The organism is Lentzea sp. NPDC020367, assembly GCF_044387305.1.
Classification (GTDB): Bacteria; Actinomycetota; Actinomycetes; order Mycobacteriales; family Pseudonocardiaceae; genus Lentzea.
Window position 1 is genome coordinate 37,093 of record NZ_JBIRVV010000005.1, and the last position, 21,127, is coordinate 58,219.

22 protein-coding genes, 1 tRNA gene and 1 other RNA gene are annotated in these 21,127 nt (G+C 70.6%); 12 read left to right on the top strand and 12 right to left on the bottom strand.

Features of this window, described 5'->3' with window-relative positions:
* Nucleotides 1-61: 61 nt before the first annotated feature.
* Together ACH413_RS21870 and rnpB are read right to left on the bottom strand one after the other, a co-directional pair.
* Complete coding sequence (locus ACH413_RS21870) at nt 62-1,186, bottom strand: threonine synthase (protein WP_360037369.1); 1,125 nt, start codon at nt 1,184-1,186, stop codon at nt 62-64.
* Nucleotides 1,187-1,203: 17 nt separating this feature from the next.
* Nucleotides 1,204-1,595, bottom strand: an RNA gene (rnpB, locus tag ACH413_RS21875) — RNase P RNA component class A.
* A 175-nt stretch (nt 1,596-1,770) separates the two neighbouring features.
* On the opposite strand from rnpB, the gene ACH413_RS21880 reads away from it, so the two are divergent.
* A complete protein-coding gene (locus ACH413_RS21880) occupies nt 1,771-2,292 on the top strand; it encodes an NAD(P)H-dependent oxidoreductase (protein ID WP_360037372.1) in 522 nt (173 codons plus the stop codon).
* A gap of 51 nt (nt 2,293-2,343) precedes the next feature.
* On the opposite strand, the gene ACH413_RS21885 is transcribed toward ACH413_RS21880, so the two are convergent.
* Entirely contained in the window at nt 2,344-3,408 is a 1,065-nt protein-coding gene (locus ACH413_RS21885; protein WP_360038180.1) for a bifunctional RNase H/acid phosphatase, read from the bottom strand.
* A gap of 65 nt (nt 3,409-3,473) precedes the next feature.
* Here ACH413_RS21885 and ACH413_RS21890 point away from each other — a divergent pair.
* Nucleotides 3,474-3,556 (top strand) — tRNA-Leu (locus tag ACH413_RS21890).
* A gap of 62 nt (nt 3,557-3,618) precedes the next feature.
* On the opposite strand, the gene ACH413_RS21895 is transcribed toward ACH413_RS21890, so the two are convergent.
* Complete coding sequence (locus ACH413_RS21895) at nt 3,619-4,062, bottom strand: MarR family transcriptional regulator (protein ID WP_360037375.1); 444 nt, start codon at nt 4,060-4,062, stop codon at nt 3,619-3,621.
* Between the two features lie 45 nt (nt 4,063-4,107).
* Between ACH413_RS21895 and ACH413_RS21900 the strand changes: the two genes are divergently transcribed.
* Entirely contained in the window at nt 4,108-4,632 is a 525-nt protein-coding gene (locus ACH413_RS21900; protein ID WP_360037378.1) for a DUF6790 family protein, read from the top strand.
* 9 nt (nt 4,633-4,641) lie between these two features.
* Nucleotides 4,642-5,478 (top strand): aminoglycoside phosphotransferase family protein, encoded by an 837-nt coding sequence (locus ACH413_RS21905; protein ID WP_360037381.1) that lies wholly within the window; start codon nt 4,642-4,644, stop codon nt 5,476-5,478.
* Here ACH413_RS21905 and ACH413_RS21910 read toward each other — a convergent pair.
* Nucleotides 5,469-6,047, bottom strand: coding sequence for a TetR/AcrR family transcriptional regulator (locus ACH413_RS21910; protein WP_360037384.1), 579 nt, complete (start codon nt 6,045-6,047; stop codon nt 5,469-5,471). The genes ACH413_RS21905 and ACH413_RS21910 overlap by 10 nt on opposite strands.
* Nucleotides 6,048-6,149: 102 nt before the next feature.
* On the opposite strand from ACH413_RS21910, the gene ACH413_RS21915 reads away from it, so the two are divergent.
* A complete protein-coding gene (locus ACH413_RS21915; RefSeq protein WP_360037387.1) occupies nt 6,150-6,701 on the top strand; it encodes a hypothetical protein in 552 nt (183 codons plus the stop codon).
* Nucleotides 6,702-6,758: 57 nt separating this feature from the next.
* On the opposite strand, the gene ACH413_RS21920 is transcribed toward ACH413_RS21915, so the two are convergent.
* From ACH413_RS21920 to ACH413_RS21935, 4 genes are read right to left on the bottom strand one after another with little or no spacing between them, the layout of a single operon-like run.
* Nucleotides 6,759-7,496, bottom strand: a complete 738-nt coding sequence (locus ACH413_RS21920; protein WP_360037390.1) for a C4-type zinc ribbon domain-containing protein — start codon at nt 7,494-7,496, stop codon at nt 6,759-6,761.
* Nucleotides 7,493-8,320 (bottom strand): Nif3-like dinuclear metal center hexameric protein, encoded by an 828-nt coding sequence (locus tag ACH413_RS21925; protein ID WP_360037393.1) that lies wholly within the window; start codon nt 8,318-8,320, stop codon nt 7,493-7,495. The genes ACH413_RS21920 and ACH413_RS21925 overlap by 4 nt, the downstream gene beginning before the upstream one ends.
* On the bottom strand, nt 8,317-9,312 hold the full coding sequence (cobC, locus tag ACH413_RS21930; protein WP_360037396.1) for an Rv2231c family pyridoxal phosphate-dependent protein CobC: 996 nt from the start codon (nt 9,310-9,312) through the stop codon (nt 8,317-8,319). The genes ACH413_RS21925 and cobC overlap by 4 nt, the downstream gene beginning before the upstream one ends.
* Before the next feature lie 36 nt (nt 9,313-9,348).
* Complete coding sequence (locus ACH413_RS21935; RefSeq protein ID WP_030472678.1) at nt 9,349-9,555, bottom strand: hypothetical protein; 207 nt, start codon at nt 9,553-9,555, stop codon at nt 9,349-9,351.
* 84 nt (nt 9,556-9,639) lie between these two features.
* On the opposite strand from ACH413_RS21935, the gene ACH413_RS21940 reads away from it, so the two are divergent.
* Genes ACH413_RS21940 through ACH413_RS21955 form a run of 4 tightly spaced genes read left to right on the top strand, consistent with a single transcriptional unit; the run spans nt 9,640 to nt 12,179 of the window.
* Nucleotides 9,640-10,092: a low molecular weight protein-tyrosine-phosphatase gene (locus ACH413_RS21940; RefSeq protein ID WP_360037398.1), complete on the top strand. Its 453-nt coding sequence runs from the start codon at nt 9,640-9,642 to the stop codon at nt 10,090-10,092.
* Nucleotides 10,071-10,802, top strand: coding sequence for a fructosamine kinase family protein (locus ACH413_RS21945; protein ID WP_360037401.1), 732 nt, complete (start codon nt 10,071-10,073; stop codon nt 10,800-10,802). The genes ACH413_RS21940 and ACH413_RS21945 overlap by 22 nt, the downstream gene beginning before the upstream one ends.
* Nucleotides 10,803-10,807: 5 nt before the next feature.
* A complete protein-coding gene (locus tag ACH413_RS21950; RefSeq protein ID WP_360037403.1) occupies nt 10,808-11,356 on the top strand; it encodes a DUF1349 domain-containing protein in 549 nt (182 codons plus the stop codon).
* A gap of 4 nt (nt 11,357-11,360) precedes the next feature.
* Nucleotides 11,361-12,179, top strand: a complete 819-nt coding sequence (locus tag ACH413_RS21955) for an SURF1 family cytochrome oxidase biogenesis protein (RefSeq protein WP_360037406.1) — start codon at nt 11,361-11,363, stop codon at nt 12,177-12,179.
* Here ACH413_RS21955 and ACH413_RS21960 read toward each other — a convergent pair.
* Nucleotides 12,087-13,019 carry a cobalamin biosynthesis protein gene (locus ACH413_RS21960; protein ID WP_360037409.1) on the bottom strand — a complete coding sequence of 311 codons (933 nt, stop codon included), beginning with the start codon at nt 13,017-13,019 and terminating at the stop codon, nt 12,087-12,089. The genes ACH413_RS21955 and ACH413_RS21960 overlap by 93 nt on opposite strands.
* 72 nt (nt 13,020-13,091) lie before the next feature.
* Here ACH413_RS21960 and ACH413_RS21965 point away from each other — a divergent pair, with 72 nt between their 5' ends.
* Genes ACH413_RS21965 through ACH413_RS21975 form a run of 3 tightly spaced genes read left to right on the top strand, consistent with a single transcriptional unit; the run spans nt 13,092 to nt 19,782 of the window.
* Entirely contained in the window at nt 13,092-14,564 is a 1,473-nt protein-coding gene (locus ACH413_RS21965; protein WP_360037412.1) for a DUF2397 domain-containing protein, read from the top strand.
* A complete protein-coding gene (locus ACH413_RS21970) occupies nt 14,561-15,757 on the top strand; it encodes a TIGR02678 family protein (RefSeq protein WP_360037414.1) in 1,197 nt (398 codons plus the stop codon). Before ACH413_RS21965 ends, ACH413_RS21970 begins: the two co-directional genes overlap by 4 nt.
* Nucleotides 15,754-19,782 carry a TIGR02680 family protein gene (locus ACH413_RS21975; RefSeq protein WP_360037417.1) on the top strand — a complete coding sequence of 1,343 codons (4,029 nt, stop codon included), beginning with the start codon at nt 15,754-15,756 and terminating at the stop codon, nt 19,780-19,782. The genes ACH413_RS21970 and ACH413_RS21975 overlap by 4 nt, the downstream gene beginning before the upstream one ends.
* Here the strand turns inward: ACH413_RS21975 and ACH413_RS21980 are convergent.
* Both ACH413_RS21980 and ACH413_RS21985 read right to left on the bottom strand, forming a co-directional pair.
* Nucleotides 19,779-20,519, bottom strand: a complete 741-nt coding sequence (locus tag ACH413_RS21980; RefSeq protein WP_360037420.1) for a maleylpyruvate isomerase family mycothiol-dependent enzyme — start codon at nt 20,517-20,519, stop codon at nt 19,779-19,781. The two genes, ACH413_RS21975 and ACH413_RS21980, sit on opposite strands and share 4 nt — an antisense overlap.
* Nucleotides 20,516-21,127 carry a TetR/AcrR family transcriptional regulator gene (locus ACH413_RS21985; RefSeq protein WP_360037423.1) on the bottom strand — a complete coding sequence of 204 codons (612 nt, stop codon included), beginning with the start codon at nt 21,125-21,127 and terminating at the stop codon, nt 20,516-20,518. The genes ACH413_RS21980 and ACH413_RS21985 overlap by 4 nt, the downstream gene beginning before the upstream one ends.

Here is a 21,127-nt window from a genome sequence, read left to right on the forward strand (position 1 = left end):
TACTGCGGACGCACCACTCGAACGGCCGAAATTCTGTAACACCCTTGGGGCAACAGGGGACTTAGAGGCGGACACTTGGGTACTTGATGCCCGCACCGGTGTTCAGCACGACCACTTCGTCCTCCGCGCTGAGCCAGCCGTCCGCGCGCAGTGCCCGGACCGCGCTGATCGTCGCGGCCCCTTCCGGGCACAGGAAGACGCCTTCGAGGCGGGCGGTCTCGGCGCGGTCGGCGGCGATCTGCTCGTCGGTCACCGCCACGGCGGTGCCATTGGTTTCCCTGATGGCTTGAAGGATGATGAAGTCCCCCAACGGTTTCGGCACGTTGATGCCGAACGCGTCGGTGTAGGCGGCGTCCCAGAAGGTCGATTCGGCCCTGCCCTCGTCGAACGCCTTCACGATCGGCGCGCATCCGGTGGACTGCACGGCGACCAGGCGCGGCAGCTTCCCGTCGATCCAGCCGAGCTCGCGCATCTCGTGCAGTGCCTTGTGAATCCCGATCAGGCCGACCCCGCCACCGGTCGGGTAGATGATCACGTCGGGGACGCGCCAGCCGAGTTGCTCGGCGATCTCGTAGCCCATCGTCTTCTTGCCCTCGATGCGGTAGGGCTCGCGGAGCGTGGAGGCGTCGAACAGGTCGACGTCCGCGATGGCCTTGGCGGCGTCGGCGATGGTGCCCGGCACGATCCGCAGCTCGGCGCCGCTCGCCTCGACCTCCTCGCGGGTGATCAGCGGGGCGTCCTCGGGCATCGCGATGACGCTGCGGATGCCCGCGCGCGCCGCGTACAGGGCCCAGGCGGCACCCGCGTTGCCGTTGGTCGGCATCTTGATGCCCTCGATGCCGAGCTCCTTGGCCCTGGCGACGCCGACGGCCGCGCCACGGGCCTTGAACGAGCCGGTCGGGATGAGCGACTCGTCCTTCATGAGGACGTTCGCGTCCAGTGCCCGGCTCAACGCGGGCAGCGGGACGAGCGGGGTCATGCCCTCGCCGAGGCTGAACGCCGGGTCGGGGTCGCGGACTGGGAGGACGTCGCGATAGCGCCACAGCGAGTTGTCGTTCGTGGGCCTGCCGACCTTGGTCAGGTCGTAGCGCGCCAGCAACGGCGACGCGCACTCGTGGCAGAGGTTCTGGACGGCGTTGGCGTCGTGTTCGCGGCCGCAACGGGCGCATTCCAGATGCGAGAGCATGACTTCATGCATACAGGCGGATGAGCCGGCATGTAAGCCGGATCCTGTTCGTGGGACCGAGGTCCCAGTCGGCGGCCATCCATCTGGGCCTGCCGTTGCCGACAGGCTCTAGCAGCCTACCCGCGAGCATCGGGCGGGCAGCCCTCGAACGCTCGCGCAGCACCATCACTTGCGATCCGGTGCCCTCTTGGCCTTGCTCCGGGTGGGGTTTACCTAGCCGCCCCAGTCACCTGGGGCGCTGGTGGTCTCTTACACCACCGTTTCACCCTTACCGCGGCTTTCGCCGAGGCGGTCTGTTCTCTGTGGCACTGTCCCGAGGGTCACCCCTGGTTGCCGTTAACAACCACCCTGCCCTGTGGAGTCCGGACTTTCCTCGACACTCGCGTGCCGCGGCCGCCCTGCCGACTCATCCGCGCTGGTGAGGATATCCCAGCCGCTGGGAGTGGTTGTCCACCGGTGCGGACGTTGGTTGACTTCGGGCATGACACGACGTCGCCACGTCGACTACGGCCGCGTGGCAGCAAGCCTGTGTTGCCTCCGCTGAGTGCGTTCTTCGTGCCCGCGACCTCAGGGAGTGCCTTGTCATGTCCGATCTGCTGATCATCTCCGGTGCGCCGTCCCACTCCGCGCCGACCGGTGTCGTCGTGTCGTTCGTGGAGGAGCAGCTGCGGGCCGCCGGGCACCGCGTGTCGTTGCTCGACGTGCGGTCGTTGCCGACGTTGTCGCTGCTCACCGAGGACCTGCGCGATCCGGAGATCGCCGACGCCGTGAGCAGCGTGCTGTCCGCGGACGGCGTGGTGGTGGCCTCGCCCGTGTACCGCGCGGCGTACAGCGGGCTGGTGAAGGCGTTGCTCGACCTGCTGCCGAAGAAGGCGTTGCGCGGGCGTGCCGTGCTGCCTTTGGCGACGGGCGGCAGCCAGGGGTTCCTGGTGGCGATGGACTACGCGCTGCACCCGTTGCTCGCGGCCAAGGGCGCGGACCAGGTGGTGCGCGGCGAGTTCGTGCTGGACCAGAACGTGAGCACGCCCGGAGCGGCCGCCGCTCTGGAGGCGGCGACCGACCGGTTCACCGCGGCGCTGACGCCCCGGCTGCGCAAGGTCAGCTGATCTTCTACCGCTCGCGGACGAAGTAGGCCGCGGCGAGCGCCTTGTAGTACCTCACCCCAGGTGCGAGGTGTCGTTCACGAGCTTCACCGACGCGGGCCCGTCCGGGTAGAACTCGGCGATCGAGATGCCGGTGAGGTCGAGGTGCATCCGGAACAGGAACTGCGGCCCGGCGTCCAGCGCCTGACGGAGCATGGTCTTGATCGGCGTGACGTGGCTGACCAGCACCAGCGTCTTGCCGCCGTACCGCGCGATGATGTCCGCGCGCGCCTTGCGCACCCGCGCGTGCACCTCGTCGAAGCTCTCCCCGTTCGGCGGCTTCACGCTCGTGTCGCCCAGCCACCGCTGGTGCACCTCGGGGTCCTGCGCACTCGCCTCGGCGAACGTCAGCCCTTCCCACGTGCCGAAGTCGGTCTCGATGAGCCCCTGATGGGTGACGACCTCCAGCCCGATCCGGTCCGCGAGCTTGGCCGCCGTCTGCTGCGCCCTCTGCAGTGGCGAGGAGATGACGGCCGCGATGCCGTCCATTTTGGACAGCCGTGCCGCCGCCTTCTCCGCCTGCTCCAGCCCGAGCTCCGTCAGCGGGTGATCGCCCCGCCCCGAGTACCGCCGGTCGACCGACAGCCGCGTCTGCCCGTGCCGCAGCAGGATCACCCGCGTCGGCTCCCCCATCGCGCCACTCCAGTGCGGCTGCTGGGCGCCTTCGGCCTTGGCCGGGGGTTCGTTCCCGGCGTCCATGGCCTCGTTCGCGAGCCGATCGGCCTGCTTGTTGCGCTCGCGCGGAATCCACTCGTACGTGATCTTCCCGAAGGCGTCCGCGACCTCCTGTGCCTCCCGTGCGAGCGGCTGCATCGAGGGGTGCTTGATCTTCCAGCGCCCGGACATCTGCTCGACGACGAGCTTGGAGTCCATCCGCACGTCCACGGTCTCGGCGTTCAGCTCCCTGGCCGCCCTGAGCCCCGCGATGAGCCCCTGGTACTCGGCCACGTTGTTGGTGGCGACACCGATGAACCCCTTGCGTTCAGCCAGCGTCTCGCCAGTGAGCTTGTCCCGCACAACCGCGCCGTATCCAGCAGGACCGGGGTTGCCCCGCGAGCCGCCGTCAGCCTCGACGATCACCTTCACGGGCCGATCGTAGCCCCGCGTTCAGGCCCCTCCGGACGCCCTGTATTCTGTTCACATCAGTCTGGGTGGCGGAATGGCAGACGCGCTAGCTTGAGGTGCTAGTGCCCGAAAGGGCGTGGGGGTTCAAGTCCCCCCTCGGACACTGATAACGCCGAAAGGGCGGATGCTCACCAAGAGCATCCGCCCTTTCGCGTTGTGGACCGCTCAGGGCCGCCTCGGCGGGTCCTCCAGGATCTCGGCCAGACGCAGGGTGTCGCTCAGATACCGCTCGTAGGGGAAGCCCGCGCCGAGCAGGGCGGTGCGCAGTTCGTCGTACATCGGCTTCCCGTTGTCGTGGAACGCTTTGGCGCCGGCCTCGGTGAGACTGACCAGGCGACGGCGCGCGTGTTCGGGGTCGACGCGGACCTCCACGTGGCCTGCTGCCTCCAGCGGTCGCAGGGCCCTGCTGATCGCCGGGTCGGACACCGACAACGCCTGCGCGAGCTGGTGCTGCGTCGCCGGCTGGATCTCCTCCAGCGTGCCCAGCAACCGCAGCTGGCTGTAGGTGAGCCCGTCCTGGTCGGCCTCCCGCTGCCGGGCGGCTTCTCCGAGCAGGTACACGACCCGGTGCAGCAGGTCCGCTAGTCCGTCGTCCACGGTGTCGATCATACATGAATGTTGCGCGGTTAATATTAACCATGCAACACTCGAGTCATGGACACGTTCTCCTATCTCGCCAAGACCTCGTTTCCCCTGCTCTGGCTGCTGATCGCGGTGGTCGGCGCGGTCGTGCGCACGCGCCACAGCCCGTCCCTCGCGGCGACGCTCGAGACCTGGCAGCGGTGGTGGGCCGGCGCCGCGCTCGGCTGCGGCAGCCTGTGGCTCGTCATCGCGTTCCTCGTCGTCCCGGACGAGATGGCGGCCACCATCGGCTTCGCCCGCACCCCGTTCGAGTTCGAGATCGCCTTCGCCAACCTCGCGCTCGCGGTCCTGGCCTTCCGCGCCGCGTCCGCGTCGGCCACCACCAGGGAACGCGTGCTCGTCGGCCTGGGTGCCGGGATGTTCCTGTGGGGCGCGGCGATCGGGCACGTCCACCAGTGGTTCGCGGCCGGCAACCACGCGCCGGGCAACACCGGCGGCATCCTGATCTACGACGTGCTCGTGCCCGCGGTCCTGATCGTCCTCGCGCACCGGGCGCAGCGGCTGGCCAGGGCGAGCGAGCCGGCTCTCGCGCTGTAGGTTCCGGACATGATCAAGGCCGCTCCGGAACTGCTGGAGATCGCCTCCGCGCTGCTGCCTGAGGTGAGGCTGGACGACGCCTTCACCGCGGCCGACGGCAACGTCCACGACGTGTTGCTGATCCCCGGCGTCGCCGCCGTGCGGGTGAGCAGGCGGCCGCTGGGCGCCGTGTCGATGCCCCGCCGGGTGGAGGTGTTGCGGCGACTGGCGTCCGCCGGGCTGCCGTTCCAGGTGCCGGAGCCGCTCACTCCCGTCACCACGTTCGGCGACCGGGCCGCGGTCGCCGTGTCGTGGATCGACGGCGTCGCCCTGCCCGAAGGCGCCGGAGATCCCGCGCAGGTGGCCGAGGTGCTGGAGGCCGTTCGGTCAGTGCCGCTCGGCGGTTCGCTGCTGGCGGCCCTGGACGATCGGGCACAGGGGCCGTCGTGGTCGGCGGTCATCGCCGAGGAGATCCTTCCTCGCCTGCCCGTTCGGTGGCGGGCGGAGGGACAACGGCGCCTGGACGCCGCCCTGGCGTTGGACCCTGTGCCCGATGCCTTGGTGCACGGCGATCTCGGTGGGTCCAACGTGCACTGGTCGGCGGACGGGAAGCTGCTCGGCGTCCTCGACTGGGACATGGCCATGCCGGGAGACCCCGCCATCGACGCCGCGCTGATGGCCTGGCACGGCTGGGACAACGTCCGTCGCGCCGTTTCCGGCGTCACCTACCGCCGGGCTCGCACCTGGGACGCCCTGTTCGGCGTCGGTCACCTGGTCGCCGCCATGAACGGCCGGCCCATGACCAGCCCCGACGGGTTCGTCGCCGCGATCGTTCCCTGGCTGGAGGCCGACGCCCGTCAGGCCTGAGGTGCCGTGCGGGCCCGGAGAATGCCCTCGACCGCCTCGCGGAACGTGTCGCCGATCGGGCCCGGATCCGCCAGGCAGCCGGCCGCCATCGCGCCGTCGCGCAGCATGACGAAGTGCCGGCCGTCGAGTTCGGCGGGAGTGTCGCCGACGCGGGCGAGAAGGCCCGTGACGGTGTCGAGGAACCACTTGCGGTGTGCCTGCACCGCGATGTGCACGGGGTGCGCGGGGTCGGCGTACTCCGCCACGGCGTTGAGGAACGCGCAGCCGCGGAAGCCCTCGATCTGGATGTGCCCGGCGATTCCCCTCGCGACGGCGCGCACGGCGTCCGCGTCGTTCGTCGCCGCGGCCACACCCGCCTCCACGTTCTGGCGGGTCGCCCTGTCCGCCTCCGCCAGGTAGGCGAGGACGAGGTCCTCCTTGCCCGCGAAGTGGCGGTACATGGTGGCGCGGGTCACCTTCGCCTCGGCGAGGATGCGGTCGACTCCGACGGAGTGCAGGCCTTCCGCGTAGAACAGGCCGCTGGCCGTTCCCAGCAGGCGGTTTCGGGCGTCGGAGACGGTGCGGGTCACCCCTTCGACGGTAGCAGAGAGAACGTTCGGTCTTGACAGCGTCGGCGGGCTGCTGACAGTCTCGAAGTAGAAAGAACGTTCTCCCTACCTCAAGGACACCTCGTGAGCATCGACGCAGCCCCATCCGCGACTCTCGCCCCCGCCCTCCGCACGCTCTACCTGGTCCGTTTCGGTTTCGCGATCGTGTGGGCGGTGCTGCTGTTCCTCACCGGGACCGAGATCGGGCCGGTCAGCGGCACGTTGCTGGTGCTCTACCCGCTCTTCGACGTGGCCGCGATCGTCGTCGACAGCCGCGCGGCACGGGCCGGGCGGGCGTCGGCGGCCCTCTACGCCAACATCGCCGTCAGCACGCTCGCGGCGGCCGGTCTGGCGTTCGCCGTGACGTCCGGCATTCCGGACGTGCTGCGGGTGTGGGGTGTCTGGGCCGTCGTGTCCGGCGTGGCGCAGCTGGCGGCCGGTCTCGTTCGCCGGAGCCTCGGCGGTCAGTGGCCGATGATCATCAGCGGTGCCATCTCCACGCTCGCGGGCACGTCGTTCTTCCTGCAGGCGAGCGCGGAGAACGCGACGCTGAGCAACCTCGCCGGCTACGCGGCCATCGGCGGTGTGTTCTTCCTCGTCTCGGCGCTGCGGCTGCGTCGCACGCGGGGCGAGTGACGAGAAAAGGGGACCGCCCGGCCGGGCAGTCCCCTCGTCAGTTCCGGATCTTGCGGGCTACAGACCCGATTCCGTGGTGCGGACCAGGATCGCGCCGCACTCCTCACAACGCACGACCTCGTCGGCCGCGGCTTCCTTGAGCTTCGACACCGCGCTGCGGTCCAGCTCGATCCGGCACGCGCCGCAACGGCGGGACTGGATCAGGGCCGCGCCGATACCGCGCTGTTCGCGCTGGCGGTCGTAGGCCTTGAGCAGGTCGTCCGGGAAGCCCTTCGCCATCACCGAACGGTCGGCGGTGCGGCGGGTCTCGGTCGACTCCAGGTCGGCGAGGGCCTCGTCACGGCGGCGGCTCGCGTCTTCCAGGGCGGTGCGGGCCTTGTCGAGTTCCACGCGCGCGAAGGACGCGTCGGCGTCGACGGCCTCGCGGCGTTCCATCAGTTCCAGCAGGTCGTCTTCGAGGACGCCCTGGCGGCGCTGGATGGTGGCCAGTTCGTGTTCCAGTTCGGTGAGCTGCTTGGCGCCGACCGAGCCTGACTGCATCAGCTTGCGGTCGCGCTCCCCGCGGGCACGGACCTGCTCGATCTCGGTCTCCTGGCGCTTCACGTCGCGGTCGAGGTCGGTGAGCGTCGTCTCCACGGCCACCAGTGCGTCCTGCTTGGTCCGCAGCTGCTGCTCGACCTCGTTGATCTCCGCGATCACGGGCAGCGTGCGGCGACGGTGGGTGACACGCGCCAGTTCGGCGTCGACCTCGGCCAGGTCGAGCAGCCTGCGCTGCACTGCGGGATCGGCTTTCACGCATGTCCTCCTGCTGCTGTGCTCGTCGCACCGACGGTCCACGGATCGGTCCGGCGAGTGGAGACGAGTACGTCGACCCTACCGCCGAAGGCCTGCCGCAGGATCTCCGCCGCCTGCTCGCACCACGGCCACTCGCTGGCCCAGTGCGCGACGTCGACCAACGCGGGGCCGCCGGACTCGATGTGCTCCGAAGCCGGGTGGTGCCTGAGGTCGGCCGTGACGTAGGCGTCGACGCCGGCGCGCTTCACCACGTCCAGGAAGCCGTCGCCTGCCCCGCCGCACACCGCGACCCGTGTGATCAGGCGTTCCGGATCTCCCGCCGCCCGCACGCCCTGCACGGTGGCGGGCAGCGCGTCGGCCACCCGCTGGGCGAACGCGCTGAGCGGCTCGGGTTCCGCGAGCTCGCCGATGCGGCCGGAGCCCGTCCCCGGCACGTCCGCCGAGGGGTCGAGCGGGCCGGTGACGGTGAGCCCGATGGCCTTCGCGAGCGCGTCCGAGACGCCCGGCAGAGCCGAGTCGGCGTTGGTGTGCGCGCAATACAAGGCGGCGCCGTTCCGGATCAGCTTGTGCACCAACGCACCCTTGGGGTCGTCGGCCGGAACCCCGTTGACGCCCTTGAGGAGCAACGGGTGGTGCGCGAGCACGAGCTGCGCGCCGCGTTCGACCGCCTCGTCCACAGTGGACGACGTCGGGTCGACGCAGACCAGGACCCTGCCGACCTCCTCCTGCGGATCACCGCAGACCAGGCCGACCGCGTCCCACTTCTCGGCGGTCTTCGGCGGATACGCGGACTCCAGGACCGCGATCACGTCGGCGAGCTTCACGCCAGTTCCTCCATCACTACCCGCAACGCGTCCACGAGCACGGCGAACTCCTCCGGCGGCCGGATCGCCACGCGCAGGTAGGTGTCATCGAGTCCGGGGAACGTGTCGCAGCGGCGTACCGCGATCCCCTTGTCCCGCAACGCTTGCCGCGTGCCCCTAGGCGCCCTGATCAGCAGGAACGGCCCTTTCGGCGCAACGACGACGAGGTCTTGGAGCTGCTCCAACGCGTAGGCCGCGCGGCGTTCTGCCTCCTGGGCGAACCGCGCGGACTGCTCGAGCGCCTCCGGCTCGCAGCACGCCGTGATCGCCTCCAGCGTGAGGCTGCCCACGGGCCAGTGCGGACGGCCGTGCGCCAGCCGCGCGAGGGTCTCAGGGTCGCCGAGGAAGTAGCCGGCGCGCAGGCCGGCGAGGCCCCAGGTCTTGGTGAGGCTGCGCAAGACCAGCACGCCGGGGTCGTGCGCGAGCGACTCGGGCTCGCCGGGAACGGCGTCCATGAACGCCTCGTCGACGACCAGCCTGCCGGGCAACGCCTTGAGCTTCACGGCCTCGTGCAGCACCGACGTCGGGTTCGTGGGGTTGCCGATGACGGTCAGGTCGGCGTCCGACCGCACGTCGCGCAACTGGAAGTCGCCGTCGAGCAGCACGTGTTCGACCGGAATTCCGGCATCGCGAAAAGCCACCTCGGGCTCGGTGAACCCGGGGTGGACGATCGCGGCACGGCGCGGCGCGAGCTTCGGCAGCAGCGCGAAGCCCTCCGCGGCACCGTTGAGCAGCAGAACCTCGTCCGGTGAGCGCCCGTGGCGGCGTGCGACGGCCTCACGAGCGCGTTCTTCAGCCGGTTTCGAGGGGTAACGCCCGAGTCCGTCGAGCGCCGCGGCCAGCCGTTCGCGCAGCCAATCGGGCGGGTGCGGCACCCGCACGTTGACGGCGAAGTCGGCGAGACCTGGCGCGGCGTCGACGTCACCGTGGTGGCGCAGATCTGAGCTGGTCATCGCCGAAATTCTAGGCGACGGGCTCAGGTGCCCGCGTCACTGCATGTAGCGGCGGAGCTCGGTGAGGTGGCTGATCAGCTCGTCCAGCTGGAAGGCGTCGAGCTGCGCGGACTCACCGGGCGGGGTGCGGAAGCAGACGCGACCCTTCTCGTTGAGGTACACCTCGAACGCACGACGGCGCCCGAGGGCGTCGGTACACCCGATGATCTCCCGTTGCGGGGGCACGTCGGTACCTGTCTGCATGGGCGGCCTCCATGTCGTTTGTCCATACATCTTGCGACAGCGGTTGAGCGTTACCGTGCGGCGGCACCACTTAGGCTGCGTTCCATGCACGTCTCGTTCGTCTGCACCGGCAACATCTGCCGGTCCCCCGTGGCAGCGCTCGTCTTCCGGGAATGGCTGTCCCGGGAAGGATTGTCCTCCGAGGTCCGGGTGTCCAGTGCCGGAACCGGTGGATGGCACGTCGGCGACCCCGCCGACCCCCGCGCACTGAAGACCTTGGCGGACAACGGATATCCCACCGACCACGTCGCCGCACAGGTCGGTCCCGGCCACCTGGACGCCGATCTGCTGGTGGCGCTCGATTCCGGCCACGCCCGCGCGTTGCGCCGGATGGCCGATTCCGATCGCGTCCGGCTGCTCCGTTCGTTCGATCCGGACGCCGACGGCGCGGACGTGCCGGATCCGTACTACGGCGACGATTCCGGGTTCGACGAGGTGCTCGTCATGACCGAGGCGGCGATGCCGGGATTGATCGCGTGGGTCCGCGAGCGGCTCTGAGGACGAAGCACCAGTCACCTCGGGCCACCGCTGCCGAGGCGGCCGGTCTGCGGTGGCTGCGCGTCGACGGCGGCCCGCCGATCCCGTTCGTGCACAGCGCGGAGGGCGGCACGCTGGTGATCGACGAGATCCCGGCCGGCGAACCGGATCTTCAGGCGGCCGTGACCTTCGGCCGCCGCCTTGCAGCGCTGCACCTCGCCGGGGCCGACGCGTTCGGCTCCGCACCGCCCGGCGGTCCGCGCGAGGCCACGATCGGCATGGCGCCGATGGTCAACGAGCCCGCACCGGAGTGGCCGTCGTGGTTCGCGTCACAACGCATCGAGCCGTACGCGCGGCAAGCAGGCATCGACGTGAGCGAGGTGTGTGCGCGGATCAGCGAGATCGCCGGTCCGCCGGAACCTCCCGCACGGCTGCACGGCGACCTGTGGAGCGGCAACGTGCTGTGGGGCGCCGACGGCCAGGTGTGGCTGATCGACCCTGCGGCCCACGGCGGGCATCGGGAGAGCGACCTCGCGATGCTCCGGCTCTTCGGCTGCCCGTTCCTCGACCACGTGCTGGGCGCCTACCAGGAGGTGGCGCCGCTGGCCGACGGCTGGCAGGCGCGGGTGCCGTTGCACCAGCTGTTCCCGCTGCTCGTGCACGCCGTGCTGTTCGGCGGCGGCTACCGATCGGAAGCCTTGGCCGCGATGCGCGCGGCTTTGCGAGGATGACGTCCATGGACCTGACTGGGTGGACGTGGCGCAACGAGCCGCGGAAGTGGTCGACCGATCCCCTGACCGTGCACGCGGAGGCGAAGACGGACTTCTGGCGGCTCACCGGCAACGGCGAGATCCACACCACCGGCCACGTCTACGGCGTGCGCCTAGCCGGCGACTTCACGATCACCGCGACCTTCAGCGGCGACTTCCCGGCCCAGTACGACCACGCGGGCATCGGGCTCCTGATCGACGACGAGAACTGGATCAAGGCCGGGGTCGAGGTGTTCGACGGGAGGCAGCAGGCCAGCACGGTCGTGGCGCGCGGCTTCTCGGACTGGAACCTGGCCGTGGTCGACGCCTTCGAGACGTTCACGGTGACAGCGGAACGGCGTGGGGACGCGGTGGTCGTGAAGTACGGGCTGGACGGCGCGGAACCGGCGGTGATGATGCGCAAGGCCTACTTCCCGCCTGCGGTGGAGGTGTTCGCGGGGATCATGGCCGCGAGCCCGCACGGCGAGGGGTTCGTGACCCAGTTCCACGAGGTCCAGCTCACGCATCTACCGTGAGGACGTGCGGTTCAAGTTCCTCCTCAAGCCGGGCTGGCTGGCGCTGACCCTGGCCGTCTGGGTGTTCGCGGGTGCCTGCGTCTACTTCCTGTCGCCGTGGCAGTTCGGCCGCAACGACGAGCGGCAGCAGCAGAACTCCGCCATCACCAAGTCGTTGAAGAGCGATCCCGCCCAGTTCGGCGCGCAGCACGACGAGTGGCAGAAGGTCGAGATCAAGGGCCGTTACCTGCCGGAACTGGAAGCCCTCGCGCGGCTGCGGACCGTGCAGGGCGAGGCGGCCTTCGAGGTCATCACGCCGTTCGAGACCACCACGGGGCACAAGATCCTGATCGACCGCGGGTACGTGCGGCCGGTCAACGGCATCAAGCCGCCGGAGTTCACCGCACCCCCCACCGGCGAGGTCACGCTCATCGGGCTCGCGCGGCCCAACGAGTCGAACGACCAGCCCGCGTTCCAGCAGGACGGGCGCCGGCAGATCTACTCGATCAACAACAACGCCGTGGGCGCGGGCATCGAGCCCGGCTACTACCAGCTGATCGAGAACCAGCCCGGTGCGCTGGACACGCTGCCGTTGCCGCGGCTCGAGTCCGGGCCGTTCTTCTCCTACGCGCTGCAGTGGATCGCGTTCGGCGTGATGGCGGTCGGCGGCTGGCTGTACTTCACGATTCGCGAGGCACGGCCCGGCGGCGTGCTCTACGAGGGCAAGAAGAAAAAGAAGTCGATCGCCGAGCTACTTGCGGAAGAGGGCGACGAAGGCGCTGACGACGCCGGCGCCGAAGCCGACGACGCGGGACAGCTCCACGGCACGCGTCACGTGACCTGAGTCCGGGTTGCGGCCGTGGCCGAGCACCGGGCGCTCCTCGACGCCGTGCGAGTAGACGGTGCGGCCGCCCAGGCGGATCTCCAGAGCACCGGCGAACGCCGCCTCGACCTGGCCCGCGTTGGGCGACGGGTGCGCTGACGCGTCCCGGCGCCAGGTCTCCAGGGCCTGCGAGGCCGAGCCGCTGACGACCGGGGCACCGCCGACCGTGAGCAGGGCCGCCAGGCGCGACGGCAGCAGGTTCAGCAGGTCGTCCAGGCGGGCCGAGGCCCAGCCGAACTTCAAGTAGCGCGGCGACTTGTGGCCGACCATCGCGTCCAGCGTGTTGGCGGCGCGGTAGCCCAGCAGGCCGGGGACCCCGTAGACCGCGCCCCAGAACAACGGCGCCACGACGGCGTCCGAGGTGTTCTCGGCCACGGACTCCACGGTCGCGCGCGCCAGGCCCGACGTGTCCAGCCTCTGAGCGTCACGGCCGCACAGGTTCGGCAACCGGTCACGGGCGGCGTCGAGGTCGCCGTCGGCCAGTTCGCGGCCCATCGACGTGCCCTCGGTGGCCAGCGAGTTGCCGCCCAGCACCACCCAGGTCGCCGCGCCCGTCACCAACGCCTGCGTCAGCCAGTTGCGGCGCGCGAGGCGTTCCACGGCGACACCGGCGGCCACGGTCCCGCCGACCAGCACGGCCGTGTAGGCCACACCGGCGGCCTGTGAGTCCGCGTAAAGCCGCTTTTCGAGGGCCGCGGCCGACGACCCGAATGCCGCTACCGGGTGAAATCGGCGGGGATCACCGAACACCGCGTCCGCCGCCACGCCCAGCAACAACCCCAACGCGCGACCCGCACCCACGGCAGCCTCCCCAGCTCGTCGAAGGCACCGTAGCGCCGCAGCACACCCGCACGCGCATTAGGGTGGCCGGTCGTGGAGCACAAGCGGCTGAAGCTGTACGCCTATCTGGACGCGCGCGATCACCAGCGCACGTACCTGGCGATCATGCGGCTGTTCACCTCCACGCTGCTGGCGGATCTCAGCGCGGGCGAGGTCGCGGGCGCGCTGGCCGGGCAGGAGCGCGAGGGCAGGGTCGAGCAGGGCGAGAGCCGCATCGAGAACGTCATCAACCGCCTCAAGCAGCTGGTCGAGTGGGGCAACCTGGTCCAGGGCCGGCGCGAGGTCGTCGCGGCCAGCATCGCCGAGTTCCAGCACGGCAGCGTCCGCTACCAGGTCTCCAAGCTCGCCGTCCGCGTCCAGCGCGACGTCGACGAGCTGCTGCGGGTTCCCGAGGGCGCCCGCGAGGTCTCCCGCGAGCTGCTCCCCGCCATCGAACGCGGCCTCAACGAACTGGGCGGCAGCCTCTCCGTCGCCCTGCTCAACGAGGGTGACAAGACCAAGGAGCTGCTGGCCGAACGCGTCACGACGCTGTTCCTGCAGCACGCCGAGCTCGCGGCGACGGTCCGCGACTTCTACGCCTACCTCGGCCAGGTCGTCACCAGGAACCACCTCGCGCCCGAGGAGATCGCCGGCTTCCGGAACCTGCTGGTCGAGTACATCCAGCGGGTCGTCGAGGACGTCCTGAAGTACACGCCCCCGATCGCGGAGGCCCTGGCCGGCTTCACGAAGGCCCGCACCGAGCTCCTGCGACTCCTCGGCACCGACCTCGGCCTCAACGTCGAACGCGCCCGCGGCCGCACGCCGGAGGACTGGCAGGAGCTGACGGACTGGTTCGTCGACCGCCCGGGCCGCCCGAGCCAGGTCACGGCGCTGCGCGAGGCCACGGCCCGTGCGATCGGCAGCCTCCTGGCCAGCGTGAAGCGCGCGACGTCCGGCGGTGGGCTGCTGCCAGGACGCCGCGCCGAACTGCTGAAGCTCGCGAGCTGGTTCGACAACTCGACCCGCGAAGAGGCGCACGAGATCTACGCCTCCGCGTTCGGTCTCTACAGCGCACGGCACCTCTCCCCCGCGCCGGAACACGACTCGGACAACGAGCGCACGCCGTGGCGCGACGGCCCGGTCTGCGACGTCACGGTGTCGGTGCGCACGAGAGGCGACCGGGGCGGGCGCGGCAGGCCGTCCAGGATCCTCGACGACCCGATGACCGAGCAGTCGCTGCTGGCGGAGGCCCGGGAGGCGGACGAGATCCGCGCGCGGCACGTCGCGGAACTGACCAAGGCCGCCGGAAACCTGGAGAACTCCACGCTCACGCACGGCGCGTTGGAGGTCTTCTGCGAGCTGCTCACGCTCGCGATGGCCCAGCGCGACTCCCCGCACGACAGCGGATCGGCCAGCGACCCCGTGCGCGGCCTCAAACTCGAGATCGCCCACGGCACGACGACTCAGATCAGGTCGGCCGCCGGGACGCTCACCCTGCACGACGCGACGGTGGCACTGAAGCAATGAACCACTTGGACAACCTCTCCGACATCGACGCCGCGAACGTGGTGCGGTGCGCGCGAACGTTGCTGCGCAGGCCTTTGCTGCGTTCCGACGGCCCGGACGGCGAGCTGCTCAGCCTCGTCTACCGGCACCGGGCGACGCTGCAGGACCTGTTCGCTGGCCTGCTCGGCTACCGGCTGGTCGTGGAACGCCGGTTCGCGCGCCTCTACAAGTCGGGTCCCGGCAACGACGACACGCGCGGCGTGCTCAGCATGTCCCCGCGCGGCTACGCGTACCTGGCCCTCACGCTCGCGGTCCTCACCGGCATCGGCCGGCAGACGCTGCTGTCCCGCCTGGTGGCCGACATCCGTTCCGCCGCAGTCGAAGCGGGCATCGACGCACCGGACGACGTCACCGAACGGCGTGCCCTCACCGCGGCTCTGCGCCACCTCGTTTCCCTCGGTGTGATGCACGAGACCGAAGGTTCGGTCGCCCAGGACCTGCTGCCCCAGGAAGCGTTGATCACGATCGACACCGATCTGCTGGGCCAGCTCGTGACGGGTCCGGTGGGCGAAGCCCAGAACCCCGCCCACCTCATCGAACTCGCGGCGCGTCCGGGTCCGCGCGGCATCGAGCACGCGGTTCGCCGCAAGCTGGTCGAGACGCCGCTGGTGCTCTACGCGGACCTGCCGGACGAGCAGGCGGAGTGGCTGCGCCGCAACCAGCGCAAGGAGACCGCGTTGCTGGAGCAGGCTTTCGGCCTGCACACCGAGTGCAGGGTCGAGGGCGTGCTCGCCGCCGACCCCGAGGACTTCCTGACCGACCTGTCGTTCCCCGGCGTCTCGACGGTCGCGCGCATCACGTTGCTCGCGCTGCCGGACCTGCTGGACAGCGAGGAAGAAGACGCGCCCGCACGGCACGTCGTCACCGTCGAACGGCTGCGCGAGGTCTGCGCCGGGCTGGTCGAGGACTATCCCGCGGCGTGGTCGAAGCAGTTCACCGAGGATCTCGACCGGCTGGTCGCCGAGGTGACGGAGTTGTTGCGCCGCATGGGTCTGGCGGCACGACTGGAAGACGGCGCGTGGGCCGTGAGCGCGGCCGCGCACCGCTGGCTGCCGTCCCCCGACGGCGACCCGGAACGAGAACAACCGGAACAACCCGTCGTGGTGTCCGAAGTACCGAGCTGGTCCCTGTTCGACGAGGAGAACGTTTCATGAGCAGGTGGCGGCTGCACCGCGGCGGCGTGGTCAACATCTGGCAGTACACCGAGCAGACGTTCGACTTCTCCGGTGGCCGCGCGATCTTCCAGGGCACCAACGGTTCCGGCAAGTCCCGCACGCTGGAGCTGCTGCTCCCGCTGTGCCTGGACGGCGACCTGCGGCAGCTCGGCTCCAAGGGCTTCGACACGGTCAGCCTGCGGCGCCTGATGCTGGACGACTACGACGGCGGCCCGAACCGCATCGGCTACGCGTGGGTCGAGCTGATCCGCGAGGCCGCCGACCACTCGGGCAACGAGTACCTGACGTGCGGCCTCGGCGTGAAAGCGTCGAAGACCTCGCAGGCCATCACGGACTCGTGGCGCTTCGTCACGCCCATGCGCGTCGGCGCGGAACTGCAGCTCGCGGGCCCGGAACGCGTTCCGCACGGCCCGGCGCAGCTGCGGGATCTCATCGGCGCGGACTGCATGTTCGAGGAGCCGGCGTTCCGCGCGAAGGTCGCCGAGACCGTCTACGGCGTTCCGGCGGCGCGCTATGGCGACCTGCTGCACCTCCAGCGGACGCTGCGCAACCCGGACGTCGGTCTGAAGGTGCTGGAAGGCCAGCTGGAGCAGATCCTCAGCGACGCGCTGCCGCCCCTGGACCAGGCGATGGTCGAGCAGCTCGCGACGTCGTTCGACGACCTGGAGTCGATCCGCGAGAACATCGTCCGACTGTCCTCTGCGGACAGTGCGCTCGGCACGTTCCTCAAGACCTACAGCGACTACGCGTTCGGCGGGCTGCGCAGCGCGTCCGAACGGCTGGAGGGCGCCGAGAAGTCGGTGGGCAAGCTGCGGCGCGAGCAGGCGAAGCTCACGCAGGAGCTGGACCTCACGCGGATGGAGCGCACGGCGTCCGAGCAGGCCCTGGTCGACATGGAGACCGGTGAGCAGCAGGCGGAGGAGACCATCGCGGCGCTGAAGGAGCTGCCGGCGTTCCGCGACCTTCAGGACCTCAAGACGCGCGAGAACCTGGTGGCGCAGATGCGGTCCTCCGCCGTCGCCGCCCTCGAAACGGCGCACCGCCAGCGCGCCCAGGAGGACGCGTCCGTCGACAACGTGCTGCGGCTGCTGAAGCGTCTCGCGGAAGATCTCCAGGCCGCCGACGCGTTGAGCGAGCCGTTGCGGGAGAACCTGCGGCTGGCCGGGATGGACCCGGACCTCGCGCCGGACGTGCCGCAGGTCCCGGCCGCCGAGGCCACCGTGACCACGGCTTCGGTGCGCGCCAAGCCGGATCCCGAGGCCGGACCGCTGCCGATCGAACGCCGGGTTCCACCAGCCGCCGCGACCGAGGACGTGCTGGCCGCGCTGACGTCGGTCGTCGACCAGACCTCGGGCATCGCTTCCCTTGCCCGCCAACGGGGTGCGCTCGCATTGGCGTTGCACGAGCAGGCGCTGGCGCTGGACTCGCAGCAGCGCGAGGTGGAGTCGTTGCGGCAGAAGGCCCGCGACGCGCAGCTCGGCGCGACCGAGTCGACCTCGTTGCGCAACCAGGAGATGCAGGAGCTGGCCGAGGTCGTGCAGGCCTGGCTGGAGCAGGTCGAGGTGTGGACGTCGAGCGGGCCGTTGCTCGACGAACGCCCGGCCGAGGCGCTGAGGCTGCCCCGGACCGCCGACCCCGCCGCCGCGAAGACGCTGAGCGCCACCGCGCGCGAATGGGCCGGACCGCTCGTGCAGACGGCTCGCGACGCCGCGCACGCGTTCACCCAGCAGCGCACCGATCTGCGGGCTCGCCTCGACACGCTGGACGAGGAGCTCATCGGGCTGCGTTCGGGCAACGAGCGCGTGCCCATGCCGGGCCAGTACACGTCGGCGGACCGCGATTCCGCCGTCGGCGCGCCCTTCTACCGGCTGGTCGACTTCGTGCCGTCGCTCACCGACGAGGAACGGGCGGGGCTGGAAGCGGCACTGCAGGCGAGCGGGCTGCTGGACGCCTGGGTGACCCCGGCCGACGCCGAGCTCAACGACGTCCTGGCCGTACCGAGGCCCGCCGCCGACGGCCGTTCCCTGACCGACTACCTCGTGCCGGCGGTCGAAGGTTCGCCGGTGCCGGAGGCGTTCGTCGCGGACCTGCTCAAAGCGGTGTCGCTGGACGACATGACCACCACCGGCGACTGGCGCACGGGCGTGCTGACCGGCCGCTGGACCAAGCCGGAGGCCGAGTTCATCGGCGCGGGCGCGCGGGAAGCCGCCCGCGGCCGCCGAATCGTGGCCCTGGAAGAGGAACTCGCCGATCTGCGCACCCAGCTCGGCACCGCGGAGGACGAGCTGGCGCGCGCCCACGAGCACGTCGCCACCTGGGAGGCGCACCTCGCGGCGTTCCCCGCCGATGGTGAGCTGATCGCGAAGCACAGCCGCGTCCAGGCCGCCGAGGAGTCCGCGGCCCGGTCCCAGCAGCGCACGTTCGAACTGCGGGAAGCCTTGGAGAACGCCAACTCCCGGCTCGAGGCGGCGCGCAGCGAGCTGACCCGGCAGGCGGGCGACGCCGACCTGTCGTCCGATACCGAGGCGCTCCGGCAGGCCCAGGCGGCCGCCGGTGAGGCCCAGCGGACCGCGGACCTGCTCGGCGACGCCGTGCGAAGGCGGTGCCAGGGCACGATCTCCGACCTCACCGACGCCTCGCACCGCTACCACGAGTCCGTCGCCGACCGGCAGACCGCGGAGGCCGACGCCGACAGCCGGTGCGTCGACTACGCGGCGCAGGCCGGAACGCTGGCCGAGCTGACCGACGCGGTCGGCGGCGAGGCCAAGGAGATCAGCGAGCAGCTCACGTCGCTGGAGAAGTCGCGCAAGAAGATGCGCGAGGACCTCAAGGGCGTGCGCGAGAGCATCACGACCGCGCGTGAGCAGGCCGCGAAGCTGGAAGCGTTGCTGGAGAGCAACTCCACGCAGGTCACCGACGCCTCGGAAGCCCTGGAGCGCGCCTCCGCGAACTTCCAGGCGACCGTCCGCGCCCCCGGTCTGCTGGCGGCGGCGTTCCCGGAGGCACCCGAGGAAGCCCAGGTGCGCCAGGCCATCGCCGAGACGCCCGACCGTCGCGGCGGCACCGAGGCGACCGTGATCGCCAAGCTGCAGGCGTTGCAGACCGCGCTCGCCGGCAGCCACGACATCGCCGCCGAGCAGCACGCGGGCCTGCTGACCGTGACGGTGACCGGCGAGGAGGGCGCGAAGCCCGTCGCCGTCGCCGCCCGCCAGGTGACGACGAAGCTGGCCGAGCAGCGCGGGTTCCTGGACGAGCAGTACCAGAGCGTCTTCGCCGACTACCTCATCCGCGACCTGGCCGAGTGGCTGCGCGGCCAGATCTCCGTCGCCGAGAGCCTCACCAAGCGCATGAACGAGGTGCTCGGCCAGGCCCGTTCCAGCCAGGGCGTGCACGTCAAGCTCGCCTGGAAGTCGTCCAGCGCCCTCGACGACTCGACGCGGCAAGCGCTTGCGCTCGTGCGGCTGCCGTTCGGCGAACGCACGCCCGAGCAGGACGCCACCCTGCGCCGCGTCTTCACCGAACGCATCGAGAACGAGCGGGACGCGCACACCGGCGGTTACGCCGAGATCCTGTCGCGCGCCCTCGACTACCGCACCTGGCACCAGTTCACGGTGACCGTCGCGGACACGGGCCCGGACGGCGGCCCGCGCGAACGGCGGCTGCGCCAGCTCTCGTCCGGCGAGACCCGGCTGATCTCGTACGTGACGCTGTTCGCGGCCGCGGCGAGCTTCTACGACGCCGTCAGCGACGAGTTCGACCCGCTGCGCCTGGTCCTGCTGGACGAGGCCTTCGAACGCCTCGACGACCCGACCATCGCGCGGATGCTGGGCCTGCTGGTCGACCTCGACATGGACTGGGTGATCACCTGGCCGAGCGGCTGGGGCGTGTCGGACAAGATCCCGCGCATGCACATCTTCGACGTGCTGCGGCCCAAGAACGGCCGGGGCGTCGCGTGCACGCAGACCACGTGGGACGGCGCGGCGCTGGACCGGATCGACCCCTAGAAGGGCACTTCGGTGTCCAGCGGGGCGGTCCCGCGGCCGGAGAGCGCGCGGCAGAACTCGACCGCGTCGAACTCCAGTTCCGGACCGCCCTGCCCCCAGGTGCCACCCGCGGGCCCGGTCAGGCGCAGCGCGACCGGCCTGGCCAGCCTCTCGTGCCACTCGCTGACCACGTCGGCGACCAGCACGCCGTCGTGCTCGGCCGTCAGCACCAGCGGCGCGCCCGTGGCACGCGCGATGTCGGTCCGGTGCATCCACGGGTCCCGGGTCATGATCACGTCGGACAGGAACCCGAGCGTCCACGTCTCCTCACGGGCGTTGACCACCTGTGCGGCCGGCATCTTCTGCCTGCGCACGAACCACGGCATGCGCCGCCGTGCCTTCACCGCCTTCGGAGCCACCTCGGCGTAGCGGGCGACGATGGCGGCGGGAGCCATCCCCGCCCGTTCGGCCACCTGCAGGTCCGTCAGCCCGTCGATGAACACCCCGCCGCGTGCCTGAGCCGCCTTGACCTGCCGCATGCTCTCGCGGATCGACGCGGACATCTCGGCCATCCCGAGCAGATGTGCCGCCATCGCGCGGACGTCCCAGGCGGGGCAGTCGGTGGGTTTGGCCCAGTCCTGGGGCGCGAGCCCTTCCAGCAGGGCGACGATCCGTTCGTACTCGGTGGCGGCCAGCCGCATCGCGGTGTCGCGGTCGAGTGCGGACGTGCGGGGTCTGGCGGTGAGCGCGGCGGTCATCGTGAGCTCCTCAGGGACGGTCCGGGCAGGCCGACTTCGTCGGCGAACATGTCGATCACGCGGGGCAGCTGCTTCAGCCAGCGGTCGCCACCGGGCTCGTTCGCGAGTTGCCGGTCGAGCAGGCCGCCGCACAGGGCTAGGAACAGGTCGGCGTCGGCGGACTCTGGGACGCCGAGCCCGCGCAGGCTGTCCTGCAGCAGGCCGATGACCTCGACGGATGGCGCGTAGGCAGCCTCCGACGGCGTGAAGCCGGGGATGGCGTGCTGGTTGAGCAGCTGGTAGCGGGCGGGGTCGGCGAGCGAGAACGCGAAGAAGTGCTCGGCGATCGCGAGCACCGCCTCCCGCGGCCGCGCGGGCAGCGGGCGCTCGCGCATCTCGGCGAGGTAGAGCGTCCAGGCCTGCCCGAACATCGCGTCGTAGATCGCGTTCTTCGAGTCGAAGTGCGAGTACAGCGACGGCGACCGCATCCCGATCATGGCCGCCACCTCCCGCAACGTGACGGCGGCCAGCCCGTCGCGGCGCGCGATCTCCCACGCGGCGTCGACGATCTCCCGCCGAGTTGCCTCACGCCGTTCGGCTTGCCTATCACGATTAGGCAGAACGCTCAT

Coding starts and splice junctions, on each gene's coding strand:
- ACH413_RS21870 (WP_360037369.1), bottom strand. CDS start 1,186: ATGCTCTCGCATCTGGAATGCGCCCGTTGCGGCCGCGAACACGACGCC.
- ACH413_RS21880 (WP_360037372.1), top strand. CDS start 1,771: ATGTCCGATCTGCTGATCATCTCCGGTGCGCCGTCCCACTCCGCGCCG.
- ACH413_RS21895 (WP_360037375.1), bottom strand. CDS start 4,062: ATGATCGACACCGTGGACGACGGACTAGCGGACCTGCTGCACCGGGTC.
- ACH413_RS21900 (WP_360037378.1), top strand. CDS start 4,108: ATGGACACGTTCTCCTATCTCGCCAAGACCTCGTTTCCCCTGCTCTGG.
- ACH413_RS21905 (WP_360037381.1), top strand. CDS start 4,642: ATGATCAAGGCCGCTCCGGAACTGCTGGAGATCGCCTCCGCGCTGCTG.
- cobC (WP_360037396.1), bottom strand. CDS start 9,312: ATGACCAGCTCAGATCTGCGCCACCACGGTGACGTCGACGCCGCGCCA.
- ACH413_RS21935 (WP_030472678.1), bottom strand. CDS start 9,555: ATGCAGACAGGTACCGACGTGCCCCCGCAACGGGAGATCATCGGGTGT.
- ACH413_RS21940 (WP_360037398.1), top strand. CDS start 9,640: ATGCACGTCTCGTTCGTCTGCACCGGCAACATCTGCCGGTCCCCCGTG.
- ACH413_RS21950 (WP_360037403.1), top strand. CDS start 10,808: ATGGACCTGACTGGGTGGACGTGGCGCAACGAGCCGCGGAAGTGGTCG.
- ACH413_RS21970 (WP_360037414.1), top strand. CDS start 14,561: ATGAACCACTTGGACAACCTCTCCGACATCGACGCCGCGAACGTGGTG.
- ACH413_RS21975 (WP_360037417.1), top strand. CDS start 15,754: ATGAGCAGGTGGCGGCTGCACCGCGGCGGCGTGGTCAACATCTGGCAG.
- ACH413_RS21980 (WP_360037420.1), bottom strand. CDS start 20,519: ATGACCGCCGCGCTCACCGCCAGACCCCGCACGTCCGCACTCGACCGC.
- ACH413_RS21985 (WP_360037423.1), bottom strand. CDS start 21,127: ATGAGCGTTCTGCCTAATCGTGATAGGCAAGCCGAACGGCGTGAGGCA.